Origin of the sequence: Methyloversatilis sp. XJ19-13, assembly GCF_024580155.1 — a bacterium.
In the GTDB taxonomy this organism is placed as follows: Bacteria; Pseudomonadota; Gammaproteobacteria; order Burkholderiales; family Rhodocyclaceae; genus Methyloversatilis.
In genome coordinates this window covers 141987-155282 of sequence record NZ_JANINH010000005.1, presented here as the reverse complement: position 1 = coordinate 155282, position 13296 = coordinate 141987, and the positions used below count along the sequence as shown (strand labels likewise).

General features: G+C 64.6%; 15 protein-coding genes. 13 read left to right on the top strand and 2 right to left on the bottom strand.

What is annotated here, in order from left to right; translation table 11 throughout:
• Nucleotides 1–120 precede the first annotated feature (120 nt).
• Together NMQ14_RS19710 and NMQ14_RS08815 are read right to left on the bottom strand one after the other, a co-directional pair.
• Nucleotides 121–1623: an AAA family ATPase gene (locus NMQ14_RS19710; RefSeq protein WP_306441157.1), complete on the bottom strand. Its 1503-nt coding sequence runs from the start codon at nt 1621–1623 to the stop codon at nt 121–123.
• The gene (locus tag NMQ14_RS08815) at nt 1598–3049 is read right to left on the bottom strand and encodes a sigma-54 dependent transcriptional regulator (protein WP_257095274.1); all 1452 of its coding nucleotides are present in this window, start codon (nt 3047–3049) and stop codon (nt 1598–1600) included. Before NMQ14_RS08815 ends, NMQ14_RS19710 begins: the two co-directional genes overlap by 26 nt.
• Nucleotides 3050–3153: 104 nt before the next feature.
• Here NMQ14_RS08815 and NMQ14_RS08810 point away from each other — a divergent pair, with 104 nt between their 5' ends.
• From NMQ14_RS08810 to NMQ14_RS08750, 13 genes are all read left to right on the top strand, one after another.
• The gene (locus NMQ14_RS08810) at nt 3154–3975 is read left to right on the top strand and encodes an ABC transporter ATP-binding protein (protein ID WP_257080532.1); all 822 of its coding nucleotides are present in this window, start codon (nt 3154–3156) and stop codon (nt 3973–3975) included.
• Nucleotides 3972–4760, top strand: a complete 789-nt coding sequence (mlaE, locus tag NMQ14_RS08805; protein ID WP_069039422.1) for a lipid asymmetry maintenance ABC transporter permease subunit MlaE — start codon at nt 3972–3974, stop codon at nt 4758–4760. Before NMQ14_RS08810 ends, mlaE begins: the two co-directional genes overlap by 4 nt.
• Nucleotides 4757–5233 carry an outer membrane lipid asymmetry maintenance protein MlaD gene (mlaD, locus tag NMQ14_RS08800; protein WP_257095272.1) on the top strand — a complete coding sequence of 159 codons (477 nt, stop codon included), beginning with the start codon at nt 4757–4759 and terminating at the stop codon, nt 5231–5233. The genes mlaE and mlaD overlap by 4 nt, the downstream gene beginning before the upstream one ends.
• Before the next feature lie 32 nt (nt 5234–5265).
• Nucleotides 5266–6129 (top strand): VacJ family lipoprotein, encoded by an 864-nt coding sequence (locus tag NMQ14_RS08795; protein ID WP_257095270.1) that lies wholly within the window; start codon nt 5266–5268, stop codon nt 6127–6129.
• A gap of 88 nt (nt 6130–6217) precedes the next feature.
• Entirely contained in the window at nt 6218–6838 is a 621-nt protein-coding gene (locus NMQ14_RS08790) for a phospholipid-binding protein MlaC (protein WP_257095268.1), read from the top strand.
• Entirely contained in the window at nt 6835–7131 is a 297-nt protein-coding gene (locus NMQ14_RS08785) for a lipid asymmetry maintenance protein MlaB (RefSeq protein ID WP_257095266.1), read from the top strand. Before NMQ14_RS08790 ends, NMQ14_RS08785 begins: the two co-directional genes overlap by 4 nt.
• 48 nt (nt 7132–7179) lie before the next feature.
• Nucleotides 7180–8094: an ABC transporter ATP-binding protein gene (locus NMQ14_RS08780; RefSeq protein ID WP_257095264.1), complete on the top strand. Its 915-nt coding sequence runs from the start codon at nt 7180–7182 to the stop codon at nt 8092–8094.
• The gene (locus NMQ14_RS08775; protein WP_257095262.1) at nt 8091–8849 is read left to right on the top strand and encodes an ABC transporter permease; all 759 of its coding nucleotides are present in this window, start codon (nt 8091–8093) and stop codon (nt 8847–8849) included. The genes NMQ14_RS08780 and NMQ14_RS08775 overlap by 4 nt, the downstream gene beginning before the upstream one ends.
• 1 nt (nt 8850) lies before the next feature.
• Nucleotides 8851–9084 carry a BolA family protein gene (locus NMQ14_RS08770; RefSeq protein WP_257080517.1) on the top strand — a complete coding sequence of 78 codons (234 nt, stop codon included), beginning with the start codon at nt 8851–8853 and terminating at the stop codon, nt 9082–9084.
• Nucleotides 9085–9091: 7 nt separating this feature from the next.
• The gene (gene murA, locus NMQ14_RS08765) at nt 9092–10354 is read left to right on the top strand and encodes a UDP-N-acetylglucosamine 1-carboxyvinyltransferase (protein WP_257095259.1); all 1263 of its coding nucleotides are present in this window, start codon (nt 9092–9094) and stop codon (nt 10352–10354) included.
• 64 nt (nt 10355–10418) lie between these two features.
• Nucleotides 10419–11060 (top strand): ATP phosphoribosyltransferase, encoded by a 642-nt coding sequence (gene hisG / locus NMQ14_RS08760; protein ID WP_257095257.1) that lies wholly within the window; start codon nt 10419–10421, stop codon nt 11058–11060.
• A complete protein-coding gene (gene hisD, locus NMQ14_RS08755) occupies nt 11057–12361 on the top strand; it encodes a histidinol dehydrogenase (protein WP_257095255.1) in 1305 nt (434 codons plus the stop codon). Before hisG ends, hisD begins: the two co-directional genes overlap by 4 nt.
• A gap of 101 nt (nt 12362–12462) precedes the next feature.
• Entirely contained in the window at nt 12463–13272 is an 810-nt protein-coding gene (locus NMQ14_RS08750; RefSeq protein ID WP_257095253.1) for a DUF2189 domain-containing protein, read from the top strand.
• Nucleotides 13273–13296 lie beyond the last annotated feature (24 nt).

Genomic DNA, 13296 nt, shown 5'->3' with positions numbered 1-13296 from the left:
GTCATGGGCACGGAGACGGACGGTGACTCGGAATGAAACTGAATTCGGATGGTACGCGGAATCCGGGGTCGATCAACATGATGCGCAGCCGGCCCTGTTCCGTCAATGCCTTTGGCATTTTCAGGGCTGACGCAGGCTGCTTACCGGCCGCGCAATCGGCCGCGCGGTGGCAATCCAGTCGGGCAGCGTGGCGAGCGCCTGCTGCGCAGTGCGCTGATCCGGGAAGTCGCCGTAGATCACCGCCAGCTTCGTGCCGCCCGCGGTGTCTGCGCGATAGGCCCGCAACTGCTGTGCGTCGAGGGTACGCCGGGCGCGCCGGACATAGCGCTCGACCTGTGCGCCCTGGGCGACCGGAGCCGACATCAGCTGGATGAACCAGCGGTCGTCGGGCGCCGAGGTTGTCCATGATTTGCTCGATGCGAGCAGCGACATCAGGTCGTCGGCAGGCGCGGGGGGCTCCGCAGCCGGTTCCGGTGCAGCGGCGGCGGGCGGAGCTGAAGCGATGGTGTCCGGCATCGCGGCAACCGGCTGGACGGAAGGTTCGTCCGCCGGGGCTGCCGGTGGGGCCTGTTCAGGCGCCGGAGCGGCAGCGGGCGGCGGCTCCGGCGGGCGGGCGGCCGGGGCGACGGCCGTCGTGTCGCTGGCGGTCGCTGCCGGGGTGTCTGTTTCCGGGGGCACTCGGTCGATGCTGCGCCCGAGCAGAAAACCGGCTGCCAGCAGCACGACGGATGCCGCGACCGCCAGCGCCAGCCGTGTCGGCGTGACGCCGCCCGGTGCCGGCACGCGCAGTTCGGTGTCGGCGAACGCGCGCGTGGCATCGGCTGCCGTGACGCCGTGCGCGCCGCGCGCAAACGCCGCCAGCAGCGCCTTGTCGGCCAGGATGTTGATGCGTCGTGTCAGGCCGCCCGAATCACGCGCGATGCGTGTCACCGAGGCGGCCTCGAACACGTTCGGTCCGCGATAGCCGGCGGCGCGCATGCGGAAATCGATGTAGGTGCCGACATCGTCCGGCTGCAGCGGGTCGAGCCGGAAATGCTGGGTGATGCGGTCCTTCAGTTGGCGCATATCGGTGCGCGCCAGCAGGTCGTCCAGCTCCGGCTGGCCGAACAGCGCGATCTTGATCAGCTTGTAGCGTTCGGATTCGAGGTTGGACAGCAAGCGGATCTGTTCCAGCGTTTCCGCCGGCATCGCATGCGCCTCGTCGATCAGCAGCACGATTTGGCGGCCGGCGGCGAATTCGGCCACCAGCGCCTCCTGTACCGCGCGCAGCAGCCGGTGCGCGCTGCCGTCGCTGCCGGTGGCGGGCGCGCAGCCCAGCTCGTCGGCCAGCACGGCGAGCAGTTCGCCGCGGTTCATCAGCGGGTCGGCGAGATAGATGGCGCGCAGATGGTCGGGAAGGTGTTCGATCAGCACCCGCGCCAGCATGGTCTTGCCGGTGCCGACTTCGCCACTGACCTTGACCAGCCCCTCTTCGCGACCGAGCGCATAGACCAGCGCGTCGAGCAGTGCCCGGCGGTTCGCGCCGCCGAAGAAGAAATCGGCATGCGGGGTGATGCGGAACGGCGATTCGCGCAGGCCGAAGTGTTCGAGGTACATGTCAGTCGTCGCGTCCGGCGTCGGCATCCGGCGCGTCCATGCGGTGGTACAGCGTCGTGCGCGCGATGCCCAGCAGACGTGCCGCCGCGCTCACATTACCGCGCGCCAGCCGCATGGCGGCATCAATATAGGCGCCTTCCCATTCGCGTAGCCGGGCGTCGAGCCGGAAGCCGCCGGCACGCAGCTCGTCGAGTGCAACCTCCGACAGATCGCGCGCCAGTGCGTCGTACAGCGCCGGCGCGGCCGGTGTGTTGCCGGCCGGGTCGAATTCCGCCTGCAGTTCGGCCAGACCGACTTCGCGACCCGGATACTTGGTCGACAACCGGATGACGATGTTGCGCAGTTCGCGCACATTGCCGGGAAAGCCGTAGGCCAGCCAGGCCGCGCGCGCATCGGCCGCCAGCGAAAACGGCTGCCGTTCAAGCTGGGCGCAGAACTGCCCGCGGAAGTGCTCGAGCAGCTGCAGCCGGTCGCCGTCCATGTCGCGCAGGGCCGGCAGGGTGATCGTGAACACGCTGAGCCGGTGGTAGAGATCCGACCGGAAGCGCCCGGCGCGGACCTCCTCGCTCAGATCGCGATTGGTGGCGGCGATGATGCGTGCGCTTGAGCGGCGCAACTGCGTCTCGCCGACCCGCTGGTACTCACCGTTCTCGAGCACGCGCAGCAGCTTGGCCTGGAGGTCGAGCGGCAGCTCGCCGATCTCGTCGAGGAACAGGCTGCCCGACGCGGCCTCCTCGAAATAGCCGGCACGTGCCGTCTGCGCACCGGTGAACGCGCCGCGCGCATGGCCGAACAGCGTCGGCTCGACCAGACTGGGCGAAATGGCGGCGCAGTTGAGCGCCAGAAAGGGCTGGCCGCCACGTGTCGTGCCAGCGTGCAGGCAGTTGGCGACAATGTCCTTGCCGGTGCCCGATTCACCTTCCACCAGCACCGGATACGGCAGGTCTGCGTACTGCACGATCTGTGCGCGCAGCCGGATCACCGGTTCGCTGTCGCCGATCAGCGCCGGCAGGGCGGGAGGTGGCGGGCTGCAGGTTTCGGCCAGCTGGCGCAGCAGTGCATGCAGCGCAGCGGGCTGCGCCGGTTTGGACACGAATTCCGTGGCGCCAAGGGCCCGCGCGTGGCGAGCGAGGCCTTCCTCCCCCTGACCGGACAGCACCACGATGCGGGTGTCCGGCGCGTGGGCGAGCAGGTCGGCGATCAGTGCGTAGCCTTCATCCGGCCGATGCGGGCATGGCGGCAGGCCAAGATCGATCAGCGCCAGTTTCGGTGCCGCCGGCTGCTCGCGCAGCCATGCGATAGCCGCACCGCGAGAGGCGCGGCTGGTGACGAGGAAATCCGCCTCGAGCAGGAAGCTGAGTGAATCGGCAATCAGCGGATCGTCGTCGACAATCAGCAGTCCGGGCCGCGGCGCTTCGGTTTTCGTCGGGCGGGCAGCGTTCGCGAAAGTCATGACCGATGATAGCGCACGCCGATGGCGCATCCGGAAGCGTCGCTGCGGCCTATAGGGCGCCTCTGCTACAATCGCGCTCCCTGTTACCCGCATACACTGTTCTCGTGTCACTGTCCCCTCCGGCCGAAGACATCCTGGTCGACTTGAAGAACGTCGACTTTGCCTACGACACGCGGCCCATTCTTTCCGGCATCAATCTGCGCATTCCGCGCGGCAAACTGGTCGCCATCATGGGCGGCAGCGGCTGCGGGAAGACGACATTGCTGCGCCTGATTGGCGGTCAGCTCAAGCCGACGGCGGGCCACCTGACGGTGGACGGGCAGGAACTTGCGCGGCTGTCGCGCCGCGAAATGTATGCAGCGAGGCGGCGCATGGGCATGCTGTTCCAGTTCGGCGCGCTGTTTACCGATCTGAATGTGTTCGACAACGTAGCCTTTCCGTTGCGCGAACACACCGACCTTCCGTCCGACATGATCCGCGATCTGGTCATGACCAAACTGCACGCAGTCGGGCTGCGCGGTGCTTGGAAGCTGATGCCGGCCGAACTGTCCGGCGGGATGGCGCGTCGCGTCGCACTCGCCCGTGCCGTGGCGCTCGACCCGATGCTCATCATGTACGACGAGCCGTTCGCCGGGCTTGATCCGATTTCCCTTGCCGTGGTCGGCCAGTTGATCCGCCGGCTCAATGACGCGCTTGGTGCGAGTTCGATCATGGTGACGCACGACGTGCACGAGTCTCTCGAAATCGTCGACTACCTGTATTTCCTGTCGGCCGGCAAGGTGGTGGCCGAAGGCACGCCGGACGAGATCCGCGCCTCGACCGACCCGTTCGTGCATCAATTCGTCAACGCGGAAATCGATGGGCCGCTGCCGTTCCATTTTCCGGGTGACGACTACCGGACAACCCTGATGGAGACGTACGCATGATCGCCCGGGTGCTTCGCTCGATGGGGGCGCGCACGCTCGACGGTCTCTGGCGGCTTGGCTTCGCCAGCCGCTTCTTCGTTGCGGTGCTGATGCGCTCGGGCACAGCGTTTTCGCGCTTCTCACTGACCATTCGCGAGGTGTTTTCGACCGGCGTACTGTCGCTGATCATCATCATGGTGTCCGGCTTCTTCGTCGGTCTGGTGCTCGGTCTGCAGGGGTACGAAACGCTGCAGCGCTACGGTTCGAGCGAGGCACTGGGCATTCTGGTGGCGTTGTCACTGGTGCGCGAACTGGGGCCGGTGGTTGCCGGGCTGCTGTTCGCCAGCCGCGCAGGTTCGGCGCTGACAGCCGAAATCGGCCTGATGAAGACGACCGAGCAGCTCAAGGCGATGGACATGATGGCGGTCGATCCGATCGCGCGCGTCGTCGCGCCGCGCTTCTGGGGCGGCGTCATTTCGATGCCCCTGCTCGCGGCGCTGTTTTCGATGATGGGCGTGTTCGGCGCCTGGTTCATCGGTGTTGTGTTCATCGGCGTCGATGATGGTGCCTTCTGGTCGCAGATGCAGGCATCGGTCGATTTCCGCTACGACATCGTGAACGGCATCATCAAGAGCGTGGTGTTCGGCTTTGCGGTGTCGCTGATCGCGGTTTTCGAAGGTTACGATTCGGCCCCGACCGCCGAGGGCGTGTCGCGCGCGATCACGCGAACAGTTGTCAATTCGGCGCTCACGATACTGGCGCTGGACTTTGTACTTACATCCTTCATGTTCAGGGGTAACGGATGAACCGTACTGTGCTCGACCTGTGGGTCGGTGTGTTCGTGGCGATCGGCGTGGCCGCAGTGTTGTTTCTGGCACTAAAGGTTGGCAACCTTGCGTCCGCTAACATAGGCGAGACATACAGGCTGCAAGCCAACTTTGATAACATCGGTGGCCTGAAACCGCGTGCCCCGGTGAAAAGCGCGGGCGTCGTGGTCGGTCGAGTGACGGAAATCACTTTCGACCCCACTCTTTATGTCGCGGTGGTCAAGATGGATGTCGATAAGCGGTATGTTTTCCCGCGAGACACGTTCGCAACCATCCTGACGTCGGGCTTGCTTGGCGAGCAGTACATCGGTTTTGAAGTCGGTGGCGATACGGAAATGCTTGCCGCCGGCGCAACGATAACGAAGACGCAGTCTGCGGTAGTGCTTGAAAAGCTGATCAGTCAGTTCATGTTCAACAAGGCTGCCGAGAGCCCGCAGGCTCCCGAGCAGTGATGTGCGTAACGCATAGCCGGGAAGCTCGCCAGATGACCCATACAAAAAAGCAGACATCCAACATACGTCCGGTGCTCGCTGCAGCCATCGCTGCAACGCTGATGACCGGTTGCGCGACCTCGGGCAACCCGAAGGATCCGATCGAAGGATTCAACCGCGCGGTCTTTTCGTTCAACGAAACGGTAGACAAGGCGCTCATCAAGCCGGTGGCGCAAGGCTATGACTACATCACGCCGACGCCCGTCCAGACCGGTGTGTCGAATTTCTTCGGCAACATTGCAGACCTGTGGATCGGTTTCAACAACCTGATCCAGGGCAAGCCGGGCGAAGCACTGTCCGACGTCGGGCGCGTAGTGATCAACACGACCATCGGCATCGTCGGCCTGTTCGACGTCGCCACCGGCATGGGACTGGAAAAGCACGAGGAAGATTTCGGCCAGACGCTCGGACGTTGGGGTGTGGGCGATGGTGCCTACGTCGTGCTGCCGATCATCGGGCCGCGCACGCTGCGCGATACCGGCGGCTTCCTGGTCGACGTCTGGGTTGATCCGGTCGCCAACCATGATCCGGTCTCGGTCCGCAATTCGGCCCTCGCGCTGCGTGCCGTTGATATGCGCGCCGATTTCCTGAAGGCCGAAAGCGCGATCGAAGCCGCCGCGCTCGACAAGTACGCTTACGTGCGCGATGCCTACCTGCAACGTCGCCGCAGCCTGATCTATGACGGAAACGCGCCGCGTGAAAGCCCGTTCGCACAGCTTGCGCCGAGCGAAAACCTGATGACCATGTTACCGATTGAAGCAACTTGGCGCTTCATGCTTGTCGGCACACCTGCCACCATGGGCGTTGATGCCATGAGTTCGCAGGCTTCGACCGAGTTTGCAGTAGCGTCGAACTGACCGCTTCAGCGCCCCGGCCAGTCTGGCGGGGTGGCATGGTCTGACGGCCTGTCGCATGGCGACAGGCCTTTTTCATCTGGGAGAACCCATGTTCAAACGCATATTTCAACTGTTTCTGCTGACTTTCGCCCTGAGCGCAAGTGCCCAGGCGAACGTCGCGAAGACGCCCGATACGCTTGTGAAGGAAGTCACCGAAGAGGTGTTGAACACCCTGCGGACCGATGCAGCCATCAAGGCGGGCGACAAGAAGCGCGCGGCAGAACTGGTGGAAACGCAGGTGATCCCGCACTTCAATTTCTCGCGCATGACGCAGCTGGCGATGGGTCGCGAGTGGGCAAACGCGTCGGACGAGCAGAAGGGTCAGTTGATCACGGAGTTTCGTACGCTGCTGGTTCGCACCTACTCGAATGCCTTGACCAGCTACAAGAACGAAACGGTCGAATTCGATCCGTTCCGAATGGCGCCCGAGCAGACGGATGTGACTGTAAAGACCAAGGTTGTTCGCGCAGGCGGCCGTCCGATCCCGATCGACTACGCCCTCGAAAAGAACGGCGAAGGCTGGAAGGTGTACGACGTGAGCGTCGCTGGCGTGAGCCTGGTGACCAACTATCGCGAAACCTTTGCGGCCGAAATTCGTGCTGGCGGCGTTGACGGTCTGGTCAAGTCGCTGCGCGCCAAGAACTCTCCTCCGGCAGCCGCCGCAAAATGATCGCGCTGGATGGCGATGTGCTGCGGGTGACCGGTGCGATGCGTCTGGCCGAAGCCGTCAGCCTGCGCGACGCCGGACTCGCATTGATCGGATCCGCCCGGTCGATCGATCTGTCCGGCGTGAAGGAAGTGGATTCGGCTGCCATTGCCGTTCTGCTCGCCTGGGAACGTGCATCGTCAGGTTCGGCCGGCCCGCTGCCGGTCGTCGGTGCGCCAGACGGACTGCTCAGCCTGTCCAATCTGTACGAAGTGTCGTCGTTCTGCGGACTTGACGCCGCGTCGTCCGCACGCTGATCGTTACATTTCCCGGCGCCGCTGCGGTGCCCGTCCCGAAGCCTGTCCATGTCTGATCCGTCTGCCGCCTTGCTGATTGATGGCGTCTGCAAGCGATATGGCTCGCTCCAGGCGCTTGATCACGTCTCGCTGACCGTGCGGCAGGGCGAATTCTTCGGCCTTCTTGGCCCGAACGGTGCCGGCAAGACCACGCTGATCTCCCTGCTCGCCGGACTCGGACGCGCCGACTCCGGCGTGATACGGGTAATGGGGCACGACGTGGTCGCCGACTATCGCGATGCTCGGCGCAACCTGGGTGTGGTGCCGCAGGAGCTCGTGTTCGATCCCTTCTTCACGGTGCGCGAAACGCTGCGCATCCAGTCCGGCTACTTCGGCTTGCGCCGCAACGATGACTGGATAGACGAGATACTGCATCACCTCGACCTCCACACGAAGGCTGATGTGAACATGCGTGCGCTGTCGGGTGGCATGAAGCGGCGGGTGCTGGTTGCGCAGGCGCTGGTGCACCGGCCGCCGGTCATCGTGCTGGACGAACCGACCGCCGGTGTCGATGTCGAGTTGCGCCAGGGCTTGTGGGCCTTTGTGCGCGATCTGAACCGGCAGGGCCACACCATCGTGCTGACCACCCACTATCTGGAAGAGGCGGAAAGCCTGTGCGGGCGCATCGCCATGCTGAAGCAGGGGCGGGTGATTGCACTCGACAATACGGCCGATCTGCTGGCGCGGCCGATCCAGCAGTCGCTGCGCCTTCGCCTGCGCGGCGACGTTGCGCTGCCAGCCGATCTGCGCGCCGTGGCGCGAGCAACGGCCGACGGACGTGTCGTGCTTGCGCTCGAAAACGCCGACGCGGTCAGCGCCTGCCTCGCCCGCCTGCATGCGGCCGGCGTCGGACTGGAGGAGATCGAACTGGTCCGTCCGGATCTGGAAGACGTGTTCATTTCCATCATGCAGGAGGCCGCGTGAGCATTGCGCTGCGTACCCTTCTGTATAAAGAGGTGCTGCGCTTCTGGAAGGTCGGCTTCCAGACCGTCGGCGCACCGGTGCTGACCGCGTTGCTCTACCTGCTGGTGTTTTCGCACGTGCTCGACCGTCAGGTCGAAGTGTATGGTGGCGTGAGCTACACGGCTTTCCTGGTACCCGGTCTGGTGATGATGAGCCTGCTGCAGAACGCGTTCTCCAACAGTTCCTCATCGCTGATCCAGTCGAAGGTGACCGGCAACATCGTGTTCGTGTTGCTGCCGCCGATTTCGTATCGCGAGTTCTACGCAGCCTACGTGCTGGCGGCGGTCATCCGCGGGCTGGTGGTCGGCGCTGGCGTCTGGCTGGTGACGCTGTGGTTCGTCGAATTGCCGTATGCACATCCGCTGTGGATACTTTTTTTTGCCACCCTGGGCGGCGCCATCCTGGCCAGCCTGGGGGTGATCGCCGGCATCTGGGCCGACAAGTTCGACCAGCTCGCAGCTTTCCAGAATTTCGTCGTGATGCCGCTCACCTTCCTGTCCGGTGTGTTCTACTCCATTCACTCGCTGCCGGCGTTCTGGCAGACGGTGTCGCACGTCAATCCGTTTTTCTACATGATCGATGGTTTCCGTTTCGGCTTTTTCGGCCAGTCGGATGTTTCGCCATGGATCAGCGCCCTCGTCGCGGGCGGCAGTTTCGTGGCGCTGACCTATGCCACCCTGAACATGCTGGCCCGCGGCTACAAATTGAGAAGTTGATATGGTTACTCCGCAAAGCATTGAATCCTCCATCACAGCCGGCATCGCCTGTGACCACTGTCAGGTGTCCGGTGACGGCCAGCACTTCGAGGCGGTCATCGTGTCCGCGGCTTTCGACGGTCTGACCCGCATCCGCCGTCACCAGCTCGTCTACGCCGCGCTGGGCGATCGCATGCGCGAGGAAATCCATGCGCTGTCGATGAAGACGCTGACGCCGGCCGAGTGGAAGGCCTGAACGCACGATGGACAAGCTGTTGATCGAAGGCGGTCATCGCCTGCACGGCGAGGCCGAGATGTCGGGTGCGAAGAATGCGGCTCTGCCCATTCTGTGCGCCGCGCTGCTGACACGTGAGTCACTGACGCTGACCAATGTGCCGCAGCTCAACGACATCGGCACCATGCTCAAGTTGCTGGCGCAGATGGGCGTGGCGGTGCAGCGCGACGGTTCGGTCGTTACGCTGGACGCGTCCGGGCTGGACAATCCGCTGGCGCCGTACGAAATGGTGAAAACCATGCGCGCCTCCATCCTTGTGCTCGGTCCGCTGGTGGCTCGCTGCGGTGAGGCGAAGGTGTCGCTGCCCGGCGGCTGCGCGATCGGCGCGCGACCGGTCGATCAGCACATCAAGGGGCTGACGGCGATGGGCGCCGACATTGCGGTGGAACATGGTTATGTGGTCGCGCGCACGTCGCGCCTGCGTGGCGCGCGGCTGTTCACCGACATGGTCACCGTGACCGGCACCGAAAACCTGATGATGGCGGCCGTGCTGGCCGATGGCGAAACGGTGATCGAAAACGCCGCCCGCGAGCCGGAAGTCGTCGATCTGGCGAACTGCCTGGTCGCCATGGGCGCGCGCATTTCAGGCGCCGGCAGCGACGTGATCCGCATTCAGGGCGTCGAACGACTGCATGGCGCGACACATCGCATCATGCCGGACCGCATCGAAACCGGGACCTATCTGTGCGCGGCGGCGGCCACCGGCGGCGAAATCCGCCTGACCGGCACGTCGGCCGCCTACCTCGATGCCGTGGTCGACAAGCTGATGGATGCCGGCTGCGACATCCGCACCGAAAAGTCGCCGTCGTTCGAGGCCATCGTGCTGCGGGCGCCGCAACGGCTGAAGGCGGTGTCGATCCGTACGGCGCCCTATCCGGCCTTTCCGACCGACATGCAGGCACAGTTCATGGCGATCAATGCGCTGGCGGAAGGCACGTCCATCATCCGCGAAACGATTTTCGAGAATCGCTTCATGCATGCGGTCGAACTGGCCCGGCTGGGCGCGGACATCCGCATCGACGGCAATACCGCGGTGGTGCAGGGCGTGGCGCAGCTCGATGGGGCGACCGTCATGGCGACCGATCTGCGCGCGTCGGCCGGACTGATCATCGCCGGCCTTGTGGCGCGCGGTGAAACCGTGATCGAACGCATCTATCATCTGGATCGCGGCTACGAGCGCATCGAACAGAAACTGACCGCGCTCGGCGCCACCGTCAGGCGCCTGTCCTGACCCGCCATCGACGTTCCCGCGGCCGACTCAGCCGCCGCCGATTCAACCGCTAACGAGGCACACCGTGCAAGGCATCACCCTCGCCCTGTCCAAGGGTCGCATTTTCGAAGAAACGCTGCCGCTGCTTGCGGCGGCCGGCATCGAACCGACCGACGATCCCGAGACGTCGCGCAAGCTCATCATCGGAACCAACCGGCCGGATGTGCGCCTGGTCATCGTGCGCGCGTCCGACACACCGACCTATGTGCAGTACGGCGCGGCGGATATCGGCATCGCCGGCAAGGATGTGCTGCTGGAACACGGCGGCGTCGGTCTTTACCAGCCGATCGACCTGAAGATTGCTTGTTGCCGCCTGAGTGTGGCGACGCAGGCCGGTTTCGACTACGAGCAGGCGGTGCGCCGCGGCGCGCGCCTCAAGGTGGCGACCAAGTATGTGCACACGGCGCGCGAACATTTCGCGGCCAAGGGCGTCCACGTCGACCTGATCAAGCTGTACGGATCGATGGAACTGGCGCCGCTGGTCGGACTGGCGGATGCCATCGTCGATCTGGTCAGCAGTGGCGGCACGCTGCGTGCGAACAATCTGGTCGAGGTCGAACACATCATGGACATCAGTTCCCGGCTCATCATCAATCAGGCTTCACTGAAGGTGAAGCACGATGCGCTGTCGCCGATACTCGAAGCGATCGCAGGGGCGGTGCAATGAGTACCGCCATCCGACGCATGGACTCCGGCGCGCCGGATTTCATCGAACAGCTCGATGCGCTGCTCGCCTTCGATGCGTCGACTGACGACGCCATCGAAGCGGCGGTGGCCGGCATCCTGCGCGATGTGCGTGCGCGCGGCGACGAAGCCGTGCTCGACTGCACTCGCCGTTTCGATCGCCTCAACGCGGCGTCGATGGTTGAACTCGAACTGCCGCGCAGCGTGCTCGACGAGGCCTATGCGAGTCTGGGCGACGAGCAGCGTGCGGCACTGGTCGAAGCCGCCGACCGAGTGCGCCTGTATCACGAGCGCCAGAAACAGGCATCGTGGGAATACACCGAAGCGGACGGCACCACGCTGGGCCAGAAGGTGACGCCGCTTGATCGCGTCGGCCTGTATGTGCCTGGCGGCCGTGCGTCCTACCCGAGTTCGGTGCTGATGAACGCCGTGCCGGCCAAGGTCGCGGGCGTATCGGAATTGATCATGGTCGTGCCCACCCCGGGTGGCGAGCGCAATGCACTGGTGCTTGCAGCCGCTGCCATCACCGGCGTCGACCGCGTGTTCACGATCGGTGGTGCCCAGGCGGTCGGCGCGCTTGCCTACGGCACGCAGAGCATTCCGCAGGTGGACAAGATCGTCGGCCCGGGCAATGCGTATGTGGCCAGCGCCAAGCGCCGGGTGTTCGGCACGGTCGGCATCGACATGGTGGCCGGGCCGTCCGAGGTGCTGATCATTTCCGATGGCCACGGCAATCCTGACTGGGTCGCGATGGACCTGTTCGCCCAGGCCGAGCATGACGAGCTTGCCCAGTCCATCCTGCTGTGCACCGACGCCGCCTTCATCGACCGTGTGCATGCATCGATAGACCGTCTGCTGCCTGACATGCCGCGACGCGACACCATCGCCACGTCCCTCGCCAACCGGGGAGCGCTGATCAAGGTGCGCGACCTCGGGGAGGCGTGTGACATCGCCAACCGGATCGCGCCGGAGCACCTCGAAATCTGCACCGAAACGCCGCGCGACTGGGTAAACCGCATCCGTCACGCGGGTGCCATGTTCCTCGGTCACTACTCGGTCGAGGCGCTGGGCGACTACTGCGCAGGCCCGAACCACGTGCTGCCGACGATGCGCAGCGCGCGCTTCTCCAGCCCGCTCGGCGTGTATGACTTCCAGAAGCGCACGTCCATCCTCGAAATATCCGCTGAAGGCGCGCAGAAGCTCGGCCGCATTGCGTCGGTGCTCGCGCATGGCGAAGGTCTGCAGGCGCACGCACGTTCGGCTGAAATGCGTCTGAAGGACTGATTCCCCCGGCTGCGACGACTCGGCGTAAAGTGGCGCCGGGTCACGCGCCGGCAGGGTGGTCGGCGCACATCAATGCAGTGATGCGGATGAGGGGTGTACGCATGCAGCCATCGGAACTGCCGACCGGAGAAAGTCCGGCGCCGGGTGATGCACAGGGGCTTCCGTTTCCGGTCGTCCGTGAAGTGACACTGTTCGCGCCGTTCGACTGGCTTGCCAAGGGTGCTGCGGATCTGGCCGGCAATCCGGCCGCCAGCATTTTCTACGGCGGCTGTTTCGCTTTCATGGGCGTGCTGCTGTCGGTCGTGTTCAGTCACGCCTATCACCTCACCTCGGCGCTGGTCTGCGGCTTCCTGCTGCTGGGCCCTTTTCTTTCGCTCGGCCTGTACGACCTGTCGCGCCGGCGCGAAGCCGGTGAAACACCCATGCTGGCGCACTCGCTCACCGCAGGTCAGCACAATGCCGGGGCAATCGGCGTGTTCGCCGTCGTGCTGATCATCATCTTTCTCGTGTGGGCGCGCGCGTCGCTGGTCGTGTTCGCGCTGTTCTATACCTCTGAAATGCCGTCCGCCAGCCGGTTTGTCGAACAGGTGGTCAGTCTGGAGAACGTCGAATTCCTGCTGGCCTACGCAGTGGTCGGCTTCATCTTTGCGTCACTCGTGTTCGGCGCCAGCGTGGTCGCCATTCCATTGATGCTGGACCGGCGGCAGGACGCGGTCACTTCGATGCTGGCGAGCCTGATCGCGCTCGGTCGCAACCCCGGCCCGATGCTGGTGTGGGCCCTGCTGATCGTGTTGCTGACCGTGGCCGGCTTTACGACCTTGTTTCTCGGCCTGATCGTGCTGATGCCGCTGATCGGGCACGCAACCTGGCATGCCTACAGGGCGCTGGTCGAACCCCTGCCAGCGCCCTGAGCTTTTCCCCGCCTGGTGCCGGCA

What these genes read in the sequence shown, in the direction of transcription:
- mlaD (WP_257095272.1), top strand. Translation starts at nt 4,757, where the DNA reads ATGAACCGTACTGTGCTCGACCTGTGGGTCGGTGTGTTCGTGGCGATC.
- mlaE (WP_069039422.1), top strand. Translation starts at nt 3,972, where the DNA reads ATGATCGCCCGGGTGCTTCGCTCGATGGGGGCGCGCACGCTCGACGGT.
- NMQ14_RS08815 (WP_257095274.1), bottom strand. Translation starts at nt 3,049, where the DNA reads ATGACTTTCGCGAACGCTGCCCGCCCGACGAAAACCGAAGCGCCGCGG.
- NMQ14_RS08790 (WP_257095268.1), top strand. Translation starts at nt 6,218, where the DNA reads ATGTTCAAACGCATATTTCAACTGTTTCTGCTGACTTTCGCCCTGAGC.
- murA (WP_257095259.1), top strand. Translation starts at nt 9,092, where the DNA reads ATGGACAAGCTGTTGATCGAAGGCGGTCATCGCCTGCACGGCGAGGCC.
- NMQ14_RS08795 (WP_257095270.1), top strand. Translation starts at nt 5,266, where the DNA reads ATGACCCATACAAAAAAGCAGACATCCAACATACGTCCGGTGCTCGCT.
- NMQ14_RS19710 (WP_306441157.1), bottom strand. Translation starts at nt 1,623, where the DNA reads ATGCCGACGCCGGACGCGACGACTGACATGTACCTCGAACACTTCGGC.
- NMQ14_RS08785 (WP_257095266.1), top strand. Translation starts at nt 6,835, where the DNA reads ATGATCGCGCTGGATGGCGATGTGCTGCGGGTGACCGGTGCGATGCGT.
- NMQ14_RS08780 (WP_257095264.1), top strand. Translation starts at nt 7,180, where the DNA reads ATGTCTGATCCGTCTGCCGCCTTGCTGATTGATGGCGTCTGCAAGCGA.
- NMQ14_RS08770 (WP_257080517.1), top strand. Translation starts at nt 8,851, where the DNA reads ATGGTTACTCCGCAAAGCATTGAATCCTCCATCACAGCCGGCATCGCC.
- hisD (WP_257095255.1), top strand. Translation starts at nt 11,057, where the DNA reads ATGAGTACCGCCATCCGACGCATGGACTCCGGCGCGCCGGATTTCATC.
- NMQ14_RS08750 (WP_257095253.1), top strand. Translation starts at nt 12,463, where the DNA reads ATGCAGCCATCGGAACTGCCGACCGGAGAAAGTCCGGCGCCGGGTGAT.